Origin of the sequence: Methylocapsa polymorpha (assembly GCF_045689225.1) — a bacterium.
Lineage (GTDB): Bacteria > Pseudomonadota > Alphaproteobacteria > Rhizobiales > Beijerinckiaceae > Methylocapsa > Methylocapsa polymorpha.
The window spans coordinates 3097593-3114138 of sequence record NZ_CP136862.1 but is presented as its reverse complement, the minus strand read 5'-3'; the positions used below and the strand labels follow the sequence as shown (position 1 = coordinate 3114138).

Sequence of the window (16546 nt, the reverse complement as noted above, 5' to 3'; positions counted from 1 at the left end):
CGGCTTTTGATTTCTGATTTCGGGCTTATATTCGCGGCGAACCGGCGTCCGCATCGCTGGCGAAGGCACTAGCCTTCCCGCCTGGCTGCGTCAACGAAGCCCCTCGAGACCGCCGATGCGATCCCTGGATGATTTCGCCTCCCAAAAGCTCGCCGAACTCGACGCCGCCCATCTGCGCCGCGCGCTGGTCGAAAGCGTCCGAGAGGACGGCCTCTACATCACAAGGGACGGACGCCGCCTCTTGTCCTTTTCCTGCAACGACTATCTGAACCTCACCCATCATCCCGCGCTCAAAGCCGCCGCCGCCCAAGCGATCGAGCTTTATGGCGTCGGCGCCGGCGCCTCGCGTCTCGTCACCGGCAATCATCCTTTGCTCCATGAGCTTGAAGCCCGACTGGCCCGCCTCAAGCGAGCTGAGGCCGCTTGCGTCTTTGGCTCCGGCTATCTCGCCAATGCCGGCATCATCCCGACGCTCGCCGGGACGCAGGACCTCATACTGATTGACGAGCTCGCCCATGCCTGCCTTTGGGCCGGCGCCCAATTGTCGCCGGCGCAGACGTTAGTCTTTCGGCACAATGACGTCACTCACGCGAAGGATTTGCTCGCCCGTGACCGCGCAAAGTTCCGCCGCGCCCTGCTTGTCACCGACGGCGTGTTCTCGATGGACGGCGATCTCGCGCCCTTGCGCGAACTCGGCGCGCTTTGCGCCTCTTATGACGCCTGGCTCATGAGCGATGACGCACATGGGCTCGGCGTCATTGGCGATGGGCGCGGCTCGGCTTTCGCCGCCGGCGCCTCGGCGGATGTTCCTTTGCAAATGGGGACATTGTCCAAGGCTATCGGCGGCTATGGCGGATATTTATGCGCCTCGCGGCCGGTGATCGACCTGATCAAGACGCGGGCGCGCACGCTCATCTATTCGACCGGCCTTCCGCCCGCCATGGCGGCGGCCGCGATCGCGGCCTTGGACATTATCGAGTCTGATCCCGCTCTGACGCGAAGGCCGCTCGAAAAGGCCCGCGCCTTCGCCGCGCGGCTCGGCCTTGCCGAAGCGCAAAGCCCGATCGTTCCGATCATTGTCGGCGAGCCGGAAGCGGCTTTGGAGGCCTCGCGCAGATTGGCCGAGCAAGGCTTTCTCGTCGCGGCGATCCGGCCCCCGACCGTTCCGGCCGGAACCGCGCGCCTGCGCTTCGCCTTCACCGCCGCGCACCCGGATGAAGAGATCGCGCGGCTCGCCGAAGCGGTGCGCGCGCTCGCCGCTTTCAAGCCGGCGCGAAAGGAGCCGGAGCGGTGTCCGCCCTCTTCATAACCGGGGCCGGCACGGACGTCGGCAAGACGTTCGTGACTGCGGGCCTCATCCGTCATTTGCGCGGGCGCGGACAAGCCGTGGACGCCTTGAAACCCATCGTCAGCGGCTTCGATCCCGTCGCGCCGTCTGGCAGCGATCCGGCCATTCTTCTCGAAGCGCTCGGGCGCAGCGTCACCGATAAGGAACTCGCGCGGATCTCCCCCTGGCGCTTTCGCGCGCCGCTTTCGCCCGACATGGCGGCGAGCGCCGAAGGCCGGACGATGGATCCCCAAGGCGTGATCCGCTTCTGCCAAGCGGCGATCACAGCGGCGGACGGCGTTTTGCTGATCGAAGGCGTCGGCGGCGTCATGGTCCCGCTCGACGATCGCTGCACGACGCTCGATGTGATGGCGCGGCTCGGCCTGCCGCTGATCTTCGTCGGCGGCAGCTATCTCGGCGCGATCAGCCATATTTTGTCCGGGATCGACGTGCTGCTCCATCGCGGGCTTGAGCTGCGGGCTGTCGCGATCAGCGAAACGCCGGCGTCAACGGTCGCGCTTGACGCGACAATGGCGACCCTAGGCCATTTCGTGAAGAGCCCCTTGCTGGCTTTGCGACGGCATGGCGAGGCGGCCGAGAACGAGGCCGTCTTTGCGCGCCTAGCCGCGCTTCTGTAAGGGCTCGCATCGTCGGTCGCACCGTTCATGGTCGATGGCACAAAACATGCCTTAGAAATCACGCATAAGCGAGGCGCGGCCTCCTTTGGGCCGCCAAAGACAAACCCCTGCCGGCGGCAGCTTTTCGCTGCGATCCAGCGCTCTTGGTCGGGCGCGGAGCGGCGGCACTTTGAGGAGATGGACGCGTGACGGAAACAGCAGAAAAACGCTCCATTGTCGTGGAAGCGGACATGCCCTATCCGGTGGAGAAAGTTTGGCGGGCGCTCACGGATTCGGAGTGCATCGCGCTTTGGTTCATGAAGAACGACTTGGTGCCCGAGTTCGGCCATAAGTTCACCTTGCGCAGCCGGCCGATCGAACGATGGGATGGCGAATTTCAATGCCAGGTCCTCGAAGTCGAGGAGCAGCAAAAGATCTCCTTCGCCTGGAAGGGCGGCCACCCCGAGCTGAAGGCCTTCGGGCGCTATATCGACACGATGGCGACCTGGACGATCGCCCCCAATCCCGACGGCGGGACGCATGTCCGCTTCGATCATGACGGCTTCGATACGAGCGAGGAATCGAATGGCTGCTATGAGGCGATGACCAAAGGCGCGCAGAGCATCGTGCGGACGCTGAACAAAATGATCCCCGATTTCGACGAGTAGCCTTCGCGGCGGCTCTTGAAAAGGGCGAAAGACCTCCCTTCAACTCGCTTGCAGCACCTGCTCTATCCGCTCGGCGGCGGCGCGCAAGCGCTTGCGCATATCGTCAAGATCCTTGCCGCCCGCCGTCACCCCTAGCTCGCGATCCTGGTAGGATTGGAACACCACGATATCGCTGTCGGCAATTTCCGCCGCGTCGACCGCAGTCGCGACTTTCTCCGAATCGAGCGTCCCATCGGTCTTGATGACGAGAACCGCGGCGGCTTCGTCGTGCCAGCGAAACGGATTGAAGCGGTAGAGCATCTCGTCATAGGAGGAGACCAAGGCGGGCATGAGGTCGCCTTGCAGGCGCAACACGATCGCCTGCCAGTCAGGGTCGGACAAGCGAACCTTGTAATCAAGGACTTTCGGCCCCTCGGGCGTCAACATGATCCTGGCGGAGAGCAGGCCCTTGGCCATTCTCCGTTCGGCCTTCATCCCCTCGACAGTCGGAGTAAAAATGCGCTCGACGATCTCCCGCTCGATCTCAGGCGTCACCGCGGGAGCAGGCGACAGGCAGCCGGGTCGGGAAGGCGTCGCCTCGCCGTCCCAGCGCGGCGTCGTCGAGGTGAGCGGAAGCACGACATTTCCGTCGGTGATCACCGCGTAGCTGATTTCCTCCCCATCCAGGAACTCCTCAATGACGATCGCGCCGGCGTCCGGCTTGGACAATCGCGCGGCGATCGCCGCCTCAGCGTCCGCCCGCGTCCGGCAGATTGCGACTTTCGCGCGGTCGACGGCGCGGTCTGGCTGGATCACGACGGGCAGACCGATCTCGTCCAAAAAACGCATAGCCGCGTCGGAGTTTTCGAAACAGGCGAAACGCGGCGAAGGGATGTCGCGCCGCTGGCAGAATTCTTTCGCGAAGGACTTCGAGATCTCCAGCTTGACCCCGCCCATGTCCGGCCCGAAGGCCGGATAGCCGTTGCGGTTTAACATATCGACGAGGCCGTTTTCGATCGCAGCGAGGGAATCGACGATCACGAATTCAATGTCGTTTTCGTCGCAATAGCTGAGAAGGGTTTGCAGAGCCGAAGGGGATATCGGCACGCATTCGGCGACGACGGCCACGCCATCGCCCCCCGGCGCGCAATAGAGTTCGTCGACCAGAGGCGACTCCACGAGCTTCCAGCACAACGCATGCTCGCGCGCGCCGTCGCCTATCACCAGAACTCGCATTGCGCCTCCCTCATCGACACGCATAAGCGGGATGCCTCAAGCCCAAAATATGCGCCCGAACTCAAGAACCGCCGAAAGACACTAAAATCTAAAAGGCTCCCCTTGGCAGGGGAAACCCGCTTGGCCTCGGACCTCGATGACCCGCGGCATGCATAAAGCAGCAAGCTAACGAATTCCAGGAGCAGCACGAGGCAAGGGCGATGCCAACTCGTCTCCGCGGAGCACAACCGGGCCCGCGGACCCTTCGATTTCCGCCGAGAGCGTCGCCGCCTCAGTTCGGCCGGGCTTCCTCGACGGTCTTGGCCTTTTGCGCATTCGCCGCAGGAGAAGATTTGGCCTGCTTGCGCCGTCCGGCTCTCGCTTCATTATGGGCGATGCCGCTTTCAAGCTCGCTCTTCAGCGCTTCGAGCTCCGACTTGCTCCTCGGCGTCGGCCGCGTCGGATCGGCGCCCGTCACCGGCTGATAGTCGAGATCCTCGCTCGGCCGCCGGGACTGACGCACGAAGTCCTTCGCCTCCGGCACGTCGGCCCAAATTTTCGTGTGCATGATCGTATCGAGCGGCGAGCCGCCGGTCTTTTTCTCGTCTTCGGCATGGAGCCCCGGGCAGGCGAAGAGAAAAGCCCACAGCGCCGCAGTCCGGACAAGAGCCATGCCCGCTCGATGCTGAAGCAAGTTTGGTGTCATTCGTCCGCGATCCGAGTAGTCGTGCGTCTCCGTCTGAACGCCCTTTCCCACGCTTACATGCCCATTGTGACCGAAGCGGGACAGCCTGATCAGCGGCAGGGACCTTTCATGCGCACGGGAATACGCTATATATCATGTGCTTAACAAGCTTTCTTTTGGCGGGCGGGCGCCTGGGCCGCCGGAACGACGGAAGGGAGAACGGCGCGCCGCCCTGTCCAAGAAAAGCCCCCATCCATGAGATAAAGGTGGCGGAATTGACAGACGGTCTCGACGACCCTTCCCGAGTTCGGCGACAGTTTTCTCGAAATATGATGCGCAGTGCGGCCGCCTTTTGTCGTATCTCTCTTGCCGCGCGCCCTATAGCTCTCCACCGTAGCCTATTTCAACAATAGCCAAATCGGACAAAGACGCCATGAGCTCGAAAAGGACCCTCGGCAATGGGACCGAGGATCGCCGGGAAAGAAGCCGCGCCGCAGCCGTCGGCAGGAAGCGGTCGAGGGTAAAGGCGGCGGCTGATAAGAAGGCCCAGGCCTTGGCGGACGCGATCGAGATCCGCAATGGGGCGCCGCAAGCCGCCCTCGACGCCCATGCCGCGACGGCCGCGCCTCCGCCCGCGGCGGCGAAACCCTCGAGCGAAGCCGAAGGCGCGGTCAGGCCGGATTATCAACGACTGACTTACAATGTGGCGCGGCTCGTCGAGCAAAGCGGCAAGGCGCTCGCGTCCATTCTCAGACCGGCCGAGCCCGGCGAAGTCAAAAGCGATCTTTCAACCGAAGTGGGCGATGCGGTTCGTTCGCTTGGCCGCGTCGCGGAGCATTGGCTCAGCGATCCAGGTCGAACGGTCGAGGCGCAATCCGCGCTTGCCGCCAATTTCATCGCCCTTTGGGCGCATACTTTGCGCCGAATGTCGGGCGAAACGGAAAATCCGATCATTCCCTATGACCCCGCCGACAAGAGATTCGCCGCGCCGGAATGGCGCGAAAGCCCCCTCTTTGACTTTCTTCGGCAAGCCCATGCAATGGTTTCCAGCTGGGCGAGCGATCTCGTCGATCGGTCGGGAGATCTCGATCCTCAGGTTCGCCACAAGGCGAAATTCTACCTGCGGCAGATCTCGAGCGCCCTATCGCCTTCGAATTTCCTCGCCACCAATCCCGAGCTGCTCAAGGAAACTTGGGCCTCGAACGGCGACAATCTCGTCCGCGGCGCCGCCTTTCTCGCCGAGGACATCGAGGCCGGCAAAGGCACGCTCAAAATCCGCCGCTACGATTCCTCGAAATTCGAAGTCGGCGTGAATCTCGCGACGACCCCCGGCAAGGTCATTTATCGCAATGATCTCATTGAATTGATCCAATATGCGCCGACAACCGACACGGTCTACAAGCGACCGTTGCTGATCATTCCGCCATGGATCAATAAGTTCTACATCCTCGACCTTTCGCCGGAAAAAAGCTTCGTGCGCTGGGCCGCATCGCAGGGCCTCACGGTTTTCATAATCTCCTGGGTCAATCCGGACTCGCGCCATCGCAACAAGGGCTTCGAAGATTATATGCGCGAGGGCATTCTCGCCGCGATTGACGCCATAGAGAAGGCGACCGGCGAGAAAAAAGTGAGCGCTATCGGCTATTGCATCGGCGGCACTTTGCTCGCCATGACGCTCGCCTATATGGCGGAACTCGGCGAAGAGCGGATCGAAAGCGCGTCCTTCTTCACGACCCAGACCGATTTCAGCCATGCCGGCGATCTCAAGGTCTTTGTCGATGAGGAACAGCTGCGCGCGATGGAAGAGAAAATGGCGGCGACGGGCTATCTCGACGCATCGGCCATGGCCAACGCCTTCAACATGCTTAGGCCCGACGATCTGATCTGGTCCTTCGTCATCAATAATTACATGAAGGGAAAGCCGCCGCTCGCTTTCGACCTCTTGGCGTGGAACTCGGATTCGACGCGGATGACGGCCGCCAATCATCTCGCCTATCTGCGCGAGTGCTATCTTGAAAACCGGCTGGCGAAAGGCGAAGCCGCATTCGGCGGCAAGACCCTCGATCTCTCCAAGGTAAAACTGCCGATCTACCATCTGGCGACGCGGGAGGATCACATCGCGCCGGCGAAATCCGTGTTCATCGGCGCCAAATTTTTCAGCGGCGACGTCCGCTACGTGCTCACCGGGTCAGGCCATATCGCCGGGGTCATCAACCCGGCGAGCAAGCCGAAATATCCCTATTGGCTGGGTGGCCCGCCTACCGGCGAGTTTGAGGATTGGCTCAAGGCCGCCAAAGAACAAAAAGGCAGCTGGTGGCTTGACTGGCTTGACTGGATCACGCGGCAATCGCCGGAGAAAGTTCCAGCCCGCCTGCCGGGCGACGGCGAGCTTCCGCCGATCTGCGATGCCCCCGGCGAATACGTGCGGGTTCGCTACTGACGCCATGGGCCGCGCCGCGCCCCATGGGTCGTTGTTCAACTTATTGCTTCGCTGCGATCAGTGCTTCTCGCAGTCCTTTTTGCACGCCTTGAGATCATAGGCGCAGAGCTCCTCTGAGCTCTGACCCGCTATGCACTGCGCCTGGTCAGCCGTGCATTTCGCCAGGCAAGCCTCGGGTGACGCGGCGGCCTGAGAACTTGTTTGCGCATAGGCGCCGTCCGATAGAGTCACGCAGCCAAATAACGCTAGAATAGCTACAGTCGACCTGACCTGGCGGCTTGAAAACAGCCCAACAAACCGCCGGCGCAGCATGACGCGTGAAGCAAAATCCTTCGCTTCGCACGAGCTGACTTGTACCATGGCGCAACCTCCTATGCTTGTCGCTTTTTGTGATCGAAAGAGAAAGCCTGATCCAATGGCGCGGTCGTTCTTCGGCGCGCGCTTGGGTCAGGCGACTGCTTAATTTGGCTTGAAGCAAGCTTGCCGCGTCGAATTCCACATTAGCGATATTTTGGCAACTGATTTATTCATGGAATCGTCGTACAGTTTGTCGCACCCGCCCGGCGTAGCCCGCCATGGCGGCCCTATTGCGCGAAGCCTTTTTCGAGCCGCGTCTAGCGATGGGACAGCTCGCGAACATGATTGCGCGCCGGCCCGCGACCGAGACTCCCCATCCGCCCGCATGTGTCCGCGATCGATGAGGATTCAGGCGTCGCCCTGCAGCATCAGCTCCAGATTTTGCAGCGCCGCGCCTGACGCGCCTTTGCCGAGATTGTCGAGCTTCGCGATGAGGACGGCCTGACGGCGCCCCTCACTGGCGAAAACACGCAACTCCAGATCATTGGTTCCATTGAGGGATTCCGGCTCGATCCTGCCCGAGGCCTCCGCCGGCATCACCCGGACATATTGGCTTCCCGCATAATGGGCGGCGAGCGCGGCCTCAAGATCGGCCCCTTTAGGCCGTCCCGGCAGATCGTCGAGAAAGATCGGCGCGCAGACCAGCATGCCTTGGGCGAAATTGCCAACCGACGGCGCAAAGATCGGCCGGCGATCCAGGCGGGCGTAGCGCTGAATTTCCGGCACGTGCTTATGTTCGAGGCCGAGCGAATAGGCTTCGAAGGCCGGCGCATGACCGCGCTCATAATCGGCGATCATCGTCTTGCCGCCGCCCGAATATCCGGAAACGGCATTGATCGCGACCGGAAAATCAGACGGGATAAGGCCGGCGTCGACCAAGGGCCGCAACAGCGCGATCGCGCCGGTCGCATAGCAACCGGGATTGGACACGAACCGCGCCGTCCTGATCGCCTCCGGCTGGCCGCTTGCAAGTTCGGGAAAGCCATAGGTCCAACCCTCCGCCACGCGATGCGCCGTCGAGGCGTCGAGAATGCGGGGGGCCCTGTCGCCCATGGCCTTCGCCAGCGCGACTGTTTCGCGCGCCGCGTCATCGGGTAAGCAGAGCACGACGACATCGACGCTTTCCATCAGCGCCTTCTTGGCGTCGGGATCCTTGCGCTGCTCCAGCGCCAAGCTCCTGCGTTCTATGCCAGGGCAATCCGCCAGCCGCGCGCTGATGCCCAGCCCCGTGGTTCCGGCTTCGCCGTCGATGAAGACTTTCGCAGGCATGGCTCATCGGCCTTTCGGCTGGATCCCTTCCTTAGAATGGGTCAGCGCTTGCTCAAGAAAAAGGCGGCCAGTGGCCGCCTCGATCTGGAATATTCGCGAAACCGCGGCTCAGCGTTTCGAGAACTGGAAGCTCCGGCGGGCTTTCTTCTTGCCGTATTTCTTGCGTTCGACAACGCGCGAGTCGCGGGTGAGGAAGCCTTCTTTCTTGAGGGCGCTTCGCAGTTCCGGTTCGAAATTGACCAACGCCTTGGAAAGGCCATGGCGAACCGCGCCCGCCTGCCCCGACAGCCCGCCGCCTGCGACGCTGACTGTCAGATCATATTGATCAACGCGCTTGGCGACGCCGAGCGGCTGCTGCAAGATCATGCGCAGCACGGGACGCGCGAAATAGACTTCGAGGGCGCGGCCGTTCACCGTGACCTTGCCTGTGCCGGGCTTGATCCAGACCCGGGCGACCGCATCCTTGCGCTTGCCTGTGGCGTAGGCGCGACCTTGCGGATCGAGCTTTTGAACATAATGCGGCGCTTCCTGCACAGGGGTCGCCGCGCTCTTCAGATCCTGAAGCGAAGATAAAGTCTCGATCATGCTCAGACAAGCCTCGCGTTCTTGCGGTTCAGGCTCGCCACATCGAGCGTCGCCGGCTGTTGGGCGGCGTGAGGATGCTCGGCGCCCTTGTAGACGCGGAGATTGCCGAGCTGCTGGCGGCCGAGAGGACCGCGCGGCAGCATGCGCTCCACCGCCTTTTCGACGACGCGTTCGGGGAAGCGCCCTTCAAGGATGAATTTGGCCGTGCGCTCCTTGATGCCGCCCGGATAGCCGGTGTGGTAATGATAGACCTTGTCGTCGCGCTTGCGCCCGGTCAGAACCACTTTTTCGGCGTTGATGACAATGATGTTGTCGCCATCGTCCAGATGCGGCGTGAACGTCGGCTTATGCTTGCCGCGCAGGCGCAAGGCGATCAATGAGGCGAGCCTGCCGACGACGAGGCCGCTGGCGTCGATCACCACCCATTTTTTCTCGATATCCGCCGCCTTGGCGGAATAAGTCTTGCCATACATAAGAGCGGCTCCATACGGGGTCCAGCGCGAGCGATGGCGCAGTCGCGAGAACCTCGACGCTAGTAAGCGCCTTGTATTCGTGTGATTTAAGTCAGTCAATAGGCTCTACTACCAAAAAAACCAATAACTTGTCTAATACGGTATCATTATACCGTATTTTGCGATTTTATTCCAAAAAATGACGCATGGCCCAAAGCGCGACCAAAAACTTCAAGGGAGCAGCATAGCCAGGCGCCGCCGCCCGGCTCTCTTCCCAATGGTTTCGATCGACATCGTCCGCAGCCGCGTTAGTCTCGAATAAAATGCGGCGACCACATTCGCCCAGGATCGACGCAGACAAGCTGAGATGAGCAGCCACGAATCTGACGCCTTGACCTATTCAGACGCTTTCCTGCGCAATATTCTCCGCAAGGCGAAGACGATCGCGATCGTCGGCGCGTCCGACAAGCCGACGCGGCCCTCTTTCGGCGTCTTGGCCTTTCTCCTCGCGCATGGCTATCGCGTGATCGGAGTCAATCCCGGCCTTGCCGGCAATTCCGTGCATGGCGCGCCTTTCGTGGCAAGCCTCGCGGATATTCACGAACCGATCGACATGGTGGATATTTTCAGAAATTCCGAGGCGGCCGGCGCCGTCGTCGACGAGGCGCTCGCGCTCAAGCCTCTCCCGAAAGCGATCTGGATGCAGCTCGACGTCCGGAACGACGCGGCCGCGGCGCGGGCGCAAGCGAAAGGCGTAAAGGTCGTCATGGACCGTTGCCCCAAGATCGAATATGGGCGTCTCCTCGCCGGATCTGAGGCGGCACGCAAGACAGAGGCTCGGCCAAAGCAGCGCGGCGGACCACGAACCTGACCTGCTGCGCCTCTTCGATCAGGCGCTCGAAGCGTGAGCAAGCTGCAAGCTGAATGCGGAAGCTAGCGCCCTTGAGAGAGCGCCTGGGCGTGAGCAACCGCCATCCCCAAAACGATCATCGCGAAGGCCTGATGGAGAAGCCCGGCCCAGAGCGGCACTATGAGGACCAGGGTAACGATTCCGATCACAACTTGCGTCGCGACAAGGCCGGTCAGCGCGAAGGCGCGCCGCAAGGCCCGGCTGCGCCCAGCAAGCCGCCAAGTGTAAAGGGCTTGCAAAAGGGCGAGGGCCAGGAGCGCATAGGCGACCATTCTGTGCTGAAACTGCGCCAGCAGCATATTGTCGAGGAAATTGCGCCAGAGCGGCTCTAAAAGCGCGAGTCTATCAAGAGGCGGGATAAAACTTCCATCGATAAGCGGCCAAGTGTTGAAGGCCCGCCCCGCCCGCAGGCCCGCGACGAGCGCGCCCAAGCCGATTTGCAGCAAGGTCAGCAGAACAAAGGCGTTCGCGAACCATCGCAGGCCGGGCAAGATCCGCTCCGAGATTTCGGCCTTACGCGCTTTCAGCGAAGCGGCGAGCCAGACCAGCGCGGCAAAAGTCGCCGAGGCGAGCAGGAGATGAATGGCGAGCCGTTCTTGCGCAACCTCGATCCGGTCGACGAGGCCGGATTTCACCATCCACCAACCGACAAAGCCCTGTAGCGCGCCGAGCGCCAGCACGCCGAGAAGCTTCGGCTTAAATCCGGGCGGCAGCAGCCCCTTCGCCCAGAAAAAGACCAGCGGCAGCACAGTGGCGACGCCGATCAGGCGGCCCAGAAGCCTGTGGCTCCATTCCCAGAAAAAGATGAATTTGAAGCCGCTGAGGTCTATGTCCGGAAAGACCTGAGCGTATTGCGGAATCTTCTTGTAATTCTCGAACTCAGCCAGCCAGGCCGCTTCGTTCAGCGGCGGAATCACGCCGCTCAAAGGCTTCCATTCGGTAATGGATAGGCCCGACTCGGTGAGCCTCGTCGCGCCGCCGACGACAACCATCAAAAACACGAGCGCGGCGAGGCTCCAGAGCCAGATCGCCACGGCGCGATACGTGTTGCGCAAGGGAACGGATAGAGCCGCGCCCTTGGCGGTCGGATCGGAGAGCCCGCTCATGCTGGGTCCTTTGAAACATTGACGAACATCTGCGCGCGGACATAAAGCCCTGAGCGGGGCGAAGTCCATGCCCAGCCTGTCAAAGCACAATTTTGGAGAAGAGATGCGCCGTCGGACCCGCAAATTCATCGGCGTGAACGTCACAATCGGATTCGTGCTTTTCTACGCGCTTTTGGCGATGGCTCTGGCGCAGGCGCGCCCGGTGCAGGACGCGCCCGGGCTGGTTCAAGCGCTCATCTATGCGGCGCTCGGCTTGGCGTGGATCCTTCCGATGATGCCATTGATCAAATGGATGGAGAAGCCCGACGCCTGATCGCGGGGTCAGCAGTTCAAGCCGCGTCCTGGCTGGAGCTCGGGCGAAGACCTGCGGGCGCGCCGATGACCAGGACTTCCCGAGCGCCGCAGGCGATCAAATCGGCCTTCGCTTCGAAGGCGGCGCTCTCATGCGGCTGCGGCGGCGCCGAGAGCACGACGAAATCGGCGTCCGGGGCGAGCGTTTTGGCCAGGTCGTCCTCGTCGAACGGCGGCGCGGTCATAAGGATGAAATCATAGGTTCGCGCGAGAGCCTCGAGGACGCTGGAAAATTCGCGAAAATCGATCGTTTCGTCCAAGCCCGCCGCGACAAAATGCAGCCGCGAGGCCGGATCGCGGCGAATGACTTCTGCGAAAGAGGCCCTGCCCGCAAGCAGGTCGGCAAGCCGGGGTTCGCCCGAGGACGGCGCCGCTTCCAACGCCGGGACGTCGGCGTGACACCTCCAGATGTCCGCGCCATTCGTCTTTTCGAGGGGAACGATAATCGAACGCCCCTCGCGCCCAAGAAGGCGCCCGAGCGTCAGCATCATCTGCGGCGCGGCGTCGGCGGAGGCGAGGCTCGTGAAGACAATGCGAGCGCCCCTCGAGGCGCGCCGCCCCGAAGCGATCCGCTCGGCGATCTCCGCCAATGCCTGCGCATTATCAGCCGCCTGGCTCGTCAGCTCATTTTTTCGCGGCGGTCCGACTACGCTCGCGGTTTCCTTGAGGCGGGCGAACACCGGCGCCTGTCCCAGCGCGAGCGGCTGCTCCACCGGCTCCTCGACAAGAGTTTTACCGCGGCCGGCCGGGAGGGCGCGCAGGAAGGCGCTCGAGACAAATGTGGCGAGCGCCGTAAAAAAGCTCGCCGAAGCGCCGAATATGAGGAGCAAGGCATGATTGGGAAAAGCCGGCTGCCCCGGCGCGATCGCGCGCGAAATAATGCGCGCGTCCGGATCGCCAGGCCCCGCCGGCGCTGCATTCGCGCGCATCTCAAGAAATAGATCCGCAATGCGATTGGCGGCTCTTGCGGCGAGATCGCTATCCTCAGACTGGAAGGAGATCGTGACCAACCTGGTTTGGTTCGGCGCTTTCACGCTCAGCCGGTCTTCATAGGACTTCAAAATGCGCTCTTCAGGACTCATCCGAGCCGGATCGCGCATGAGCCCCAGGAGGATGAGCGTTTGAGAGGCGGGGCCGAGGCCCCCCGCCAAAGGATCGAATTCCGGCCTCGTTTCAATCCCGAGCTCCTTGATCGCCCGGCGGGCGAGATCGCGCGAGGCGACAAGCTGGGCCTGGCCCTTGACGGCGGCGAACTCGTCGGCCGCATCGTCAAAGAATCCCGGGTTCGACTTCGGGCCGATCAGAACCTGAGCCTCGGCGCTATATCTCGGCGTCGCCAGCAAGAGAAAAACGCCGATCAGGATCAAGGCGGCCAAGGGCGCGCCGATCAGGCACCATTTCCAGGCCATGACGGCGTCGCGAATCACCGGAAGATCAAAGTCCCGGGAGCGCTCCGCGCGCGGCTCGTCCCAGTCCCGCCAGTCCATCGCCTGCTCCCGAATCTTAACGCCTTCATGAGACGACGTTAAGGTTTCGGCGAAGTTAACGGCCGGAGCGGCGCAGCATTAATTGTCGGTAAAGACCTCGATCGGCCGGCCTTAGCGCAGCGAAGCTGACGTCTGCTTTAATCTGTGATTCTGTTGCTGGCGCGCTTGGCCATAAGGCCGCAAATTTATGAGCCGATCTTGGTTCTGACTGTCTGATAAACGGATTCCGTCGTCTCCGCCGCTTCCACGAGCAAGGCGTTGACTTCGGCGATCTGCTTCTCGGCGAAATCGCGATCCTTGATCGCCTTGGCGTTGATGAACACGTTCAACGCCGCGCTGCGCAGCCCCGCGTTAGCCGCAAGCACGGCGACCCCGGCGTCGCTGATGACATTGAGGTTGCCTTTTTCCGCCGCCGCGGCGGCCAAGCGGATGACCTCGAAACAGGCTTTGACGGCGCGCAAGGGCGCGAGAGTCGCCTCCTTCAAGGCGGCTTGAATAGCCGCGGTGCGCTTGGCCTTCTCCTCATCGGTCGCGCGCGGCAACCCATAGGCGCCCATCACGGAATTGAACGCGACGACGTCCTCTTCGATCGCGGCGGTCAGCTTCGCGCGCAACGCCTCCGCCTCGGCGTTCACGGCCTTGAGGTCTTCCCAGACCGCTTCGTAGTTCTTCTTGCCGATGGTGAGATTGGCCACCATGGAGACAAGCGCCGCGCCGACGGCGCCGGACACAGCCGCGGCGCCGCCGCCGCCGGGGGTCGGACGTTCACTGGCGAGATCGTCGAGAAAGGTCGCGATGGAGCTATTCTTCGTCATGCTTGTTGCGGTCCCTAAATTCACGCCAGGACTTTGGCTTGGGCGTAGATCTCCTCGGCGTCGAGCACCTGCTCGGAGCTTTCGAACAATTGTCCGACGCAGGCGCGATGCAGCTTCAGCTTCAGGCCGCCTAGCCCCAGCGCGCCAATCACGATCTTACCGTGGCGCTCTTTCGCCTTGTCGGTCGCCTCGACGCCGGCGACCCCGAGCGGCGGCTGCGCGTTGCAGTCGGCGATCAGCTCGATCGTCGGGTCATCCTTCCAGTCCTTTTCCTCGAGCATCGTGACGCCTATGGCGCCGGCGGCGAACACGATCTGCGCGCCCTTGACCGCGGCGGCGCGGGCCGCATTGTCGGCGGCTTCGATCGGGGTCGGCGCAAAGCCGAAGCGCTCGTTGATGGCCTTGCTCGCGGCGTCAGCACGCGCCTTGACCGCGCGGTGATTGCGACTTCGGCCCTCGATGTGCAGCATCGCCGCGGCGCGCATGCCGACCGGGCCCGTGCCGGCGAGGACGACGGCTTTCTTGCCCGCGAGCGGTTTAGCCTTAGCGAGCAGCGCCACGCCGGCGGCGGCCGTGGTGTTGGAGCCATTGCTGTCCAGCATCACGGATACGCGGAAATTCGAAAAGAAGCGCTTCTTGACCGCCTTGAACACAGCTTCGCCCGCGGTCATGTCGCCGCCGCCGATAAAGATCGCGGTATATTGCTTTTCCTTGGGCCCGCGCGTGTAGATCGCTCCGTCGACGAGCGCGCCGACGTTTTCCGGTGTCACGCCGCCATAGCCGATGACGTGATCGGCCCCGCCGTCATAGCCGACGACCGTATCGAAGACGCTCGGCGCCGGATCGGTGTCCAATAGGAACAAAAGCTTTTTCGTCATGACGGTCTCATTGGGTTGAATCAGGATTTCCCGGATGGAAGGGAGACCGGCAATATCTGCCGCGTCATGCAGCGCCAGAAATTCGGCGGCTCTGACGCGCCCCATATTGCCTGGAGCGTCGCGGCGGCCGGCCCAGATCATTTACCGGTCTAGACAAGAATGACCGCAAGTCGGCGGACGGCCCCCGAAAGAGGTCGCTTGCCGTCGGTCAAAGGAGCTCAACCGGCCGACGAACGCAAGACGCCTTTTTCATCGAGTTGCGTCGTAGGGTCGGTCTTTGCGAGGGCCATGCGCGCTCCTTCCTGCAGCTGCCGGGTTGATCCGGAAGACTATTTGTCAGAGTTCGGCCGTTCTGCCAAGCCGGCCGCCGGCTGCGTTACGCGCCCGGCCAAAGCCCAATCGATCGCGGCGAAAGTCACGCCGAGTCCAAAAAACGCCCCCAGGAACAGAATGGCGTTGATCGAAACCCCGGTATAGCCAAGCCGCGTAACGTCGATGAAAGGATAAGGGTAAATGCCGAAAGCCGCGCCGCGCAGCAGACTATAGGCGAAATAGACAATCGGATAGATCAACCACATGACCGGATCGGTCCAACGCAAGGTCCCTTTCGGCAGGAACACCAACCAGTAGAGCGGATAGAGGAATGGAATGGCGTCATGCAGCACCCTGTCGGCAACGAGCTGCATCCCATGCGGATCCCAGAGATGGCGCAGCATGACCGCATAGACCACGCCGACAATGATGATGTAGCTGGCGAGCGCAGAATTGACGCTCGGTCGCGTCAGGAATTGTTCGGTTTGCGGCCGCGCGAATGAAATCGTGAGAAGGAGGGCGATCAGCATATTGGTTTGAATCGTGAAGAAGCTGAAAAACTGGATCAGGCCGTTCGCAACCGACTGGTTCTTGGCGAGGGCGTCATCGATGTCGAAATAGACTTGAACCGCCAAGGCCGACCAGGCCAAACAGGCTATGGCCGCAGCGCTGACGCGCTTCAGGTGCAGCGGACGCGGCATTTTGACGGGATTTGTGATTTCGGAAACGCCAGGCATGGGAGCAATCCTCCGCTCAATGCGGTCAAGAGTTTCCAAGGAAAATGGATCTCCGGCGTCAAAATGCCATGGGCATTTCGTGATCTTGCGGATCGAGGCGCGCCGAGGCTGGGCCTTGGCCGCCCGGGGCGCGCCATCGAAGAAATTGCGCTGCTGTTGAATGCTCAAGCCGCCGGCTGATGCGCCCCGGAGGCGAGCGTGAACGCTACGCCTTGCCTTGGCGCATGCGTCGCACGCGCGGGACTTTCCCGCCTGCCATGTGCCAAAAATCACAAACAATGAAGCAGCAACGCGGCATGATCGGCGAATCTCTTCGCGCTTTCGTCTCAACCGGATCTGCTCTAACGTTTATCCGT

At 62.0% G+C, this 16546-nt stretch carries 16 protein-coding genes; 6 read left to right on the top strand and 10 right to left on the bottom strand.

Features of this window, described 5'->3' with window-relative positions; translation table 11 throughout:
• Positions 1-115 precede the first annotated feature (115 nt).
• The 3 genes from bioF to RZS28_RS14360 all read left to right on the top strand — a co-directional run bounded on the left by bioF (position 116) and on the right by RZS28_RS14360 (position 2612).
• On the top strand, positions 116-1309 hold the full coding sequence (bioF, locus tag RZS28_RS14370) for an 8-amino-7-oxononanoate synthase (RefSeq protein WP_407338420.1): 1194 nt from the start codon (positions 116-118) through the stop codon (positions 1307-1309).
• Positions 1291-1965 (top strand): dethiobiotin synthase, encoded by a 675-nt coding sequence (gene bioD / locus RZS28_RS14365; RefSeq protein WP_407338419.1) that lies wholly within the window; start codon positions 1291-1293, stop codon positions 1963-1965. The genes bioF and bioD overlap by 19 nt, the downstream gene beginning before the upstream one ends.
• 185 nt (positions 1966-2150) lie before the next feature.
• A complete protein-coding gene (locus RZS28_RS14360; RefSeq protein WP_407338418.1) occupies positions 2151-2612 on the top strand; it encodes an SRPBCC family protein in 462 nt (153 codons plus the stop codon).
• A gap of 39 nt (positions 2613-2651) precedes the next feature.
• Here RZS28_RS14360 and RZS28_RS14355 read toward each other — a convergent pair whose 3' ends face one another.
• Both RZS28_RS14355 and RZS28_RS14350 read right to left on the bottom strand, forming a co-directional pair.
• The gene (locus RZS28_RS14355) at positions 2652-3827 is read right to left on the bottom strand and encodes a phosphoribosylamine--glycine ligase (RefSeq protein WP_407338417.1); all 1176 of its coding nucleotides are present in this window, start codon (positions 3825-3827) and stop codon (positions 2652-2654) included.
• Positions 3828-4098: 271 nt separating this feature from the next.
• Positions 4099-4479: a hypothetical protein gene (locus RZS28_RS14350; RefSeq protein WP_407338416.1), complete on the bottom strand. Its 381-nt coding sequence runs from the start codon at positions 4477-4479 to the stop codon at positions 4099-4101.
• A gap of 445 nt (positions 4480-4924) precedes the next feature.
• Between RZS28_RS14350 and RZS28_RS14345 the strand changes: the two genes are divergently transcribed.
• Positions 4925-6931 (top strand): PHA/PHB synthase family protein, encoded by a 2007-nt coding sequence (locus RZS28_RS14345; RefSeq protein ID WP_407338415.1) that lies wholly within the window; start codon positions 4925-4927, stop codon positions 6929-6931.
• A 705-nt stretch (positions 6932-7636) separates the two neighbouring features.
• Here the strand turns inward: RZS28_RS14345 and argC are convergent.
• From argC to rplM, 3 genes are all read right to left on the bottom strand, one after another.
• On the bottom strand, positions 7637-8557 hold the full coding sequence (gene argC, locus RZS28_RS14340) for an N-acetyl-gamma-glutamyl-phosphate reductase (protein WP_407338414.1): 921 nt from the start codon (positions 8555-8557) through the stop codon (positions 7637-7639).
• Between the two features lie 108 nt (positions 8558-8665).
• The gene (rpsI, locus tag RZS28_RS14335) at positions 8666-9142 is read right to left on the bottom strand and encodes a 30S ribosomal protein S9 (RefSeq protein WP_407338413.1); all 477 of its coding nucleotides are present in this window, start codon (positions 9140-9142) and stop codon (positions 8666-8668) included.
• 2 nt (positions 9143-9144) lie between these two features.
• Positions 9145-9615, bottom strand: a complete 471-nt coding sequence (rplM, locus tag RZS28_RS14330; protein ID WP_407338412.1) for a 50S ribosomal protein L13 — start codon at positions 9613-9615, stop codon at positions 9145-9147.
• Between the two features lie 346 nt (positions 9616-9961).
• Between rplM and RZS28_RS14325 the strand changes: the two genes are divergently transcribed.
• The gene (locus RZS28_RS14325; RefSeq protein ID WP_407338411.1) at positions 9962-10465 is read left to right on the top strand and encodes a CoA-binding protein; all 504 of its coding nucleotides are present in this window, start codon (positions 9962-9964) and stop codon (positions 10463-10465) included.
• 62 nt (positions 10466-10527) lie between these two features.
• On the opposite strand, the gene RZS28_RS14320 is transcribed toward RZS28_RS14325, so the two are convergent.
• On the bottom strand, positions 10528-11610 hold the full coding sequence (locus RZS28_RS14320; protein ID WP_407338410.1) for a COX15/CtaA family protein: 1083 nt from the start codon (positions 11608-11610) through the stop codon (positions 10528-10530).
• Positions 11611-11713: 103 nt separating this feature from the next.
• Between RZS28_RS14320 and RZS28_RS14315 the strand changes: the two genes are divergently transcribed.
• Entirely contained in the window at positions 11714-11923 is a 210-nt protein-coding gene (locus RZS28_RS14315; protein ID WP_407338409.1) for a DUF2842 domain-containing protein, read from the top strand.
• A gap of 16 nt (positions 11924-11939) precedes the next feature.
• Here RZS28_RS14315 and RZS28_RS14310 read toward each other — a convergent pair whose 3' ends face one another.
• The 4 genes from RZS28_RS14310 to RZS28_RS14295 all read right to left on the bottom strand — a co-directional run bounded on the left by RZS28_RS14310 (position 11940) and on the right by RZS28_RS14295 (position 16190).
• Positions 11940-13448: a Wzz/FepE/Etk N-terminal domain-containing protein gene (locus tag RZS28_RS14310; RefSeq protein ID WP_407338408.1), complete on the bottom strand. Its 1509-nt coding sequence runs from the start codon at positions 13446-13448 to the stop codon at positions 11940-11942.
• Positions 13449-13633: 185 nt separating this feature from the next.
• Positions 13634-14263: a methenyltetrahydrofolate cyclohydrolase gene (gene fchA / locus RZS28_RS14305; protein ID WP_407338407.1), complete on the bottom strand. Its 630-nt coding sequence runs from the start codon at positions 14261-14263 to the stop codon at positions 13634-13636.
• A 20-nt stretch (positions 14264-14283) separates the two neighbouring features.
• Positions 14284-15141, bottom strand: a complete 858-nt coding sequence (locus RZS28_RS14300) for an NAD(P)-dependent methylenetetrahydromethanopterin dehydrogenase (RefSeq protein ID WP_407341137.1) — start codon at positions 15139-15141, stop codon at positions 14284-14286.
• A 329-nt stretch (positions 15142-15470) separates the two neighbouring features.
• Positions 15471-16190: a Pr6Pr family membrane protein gene (locus tag RZS28_RS14295; RefSeq protein WP_407338406.1), complete on the bottom strand. Its 720-nt coding sequence runs from the start codon at positions 16188-16190 to the stop codon at positions 15471-15473.
• Between the last annotated feature and the right edge of the window lie 356 nt (positions 16191-16546).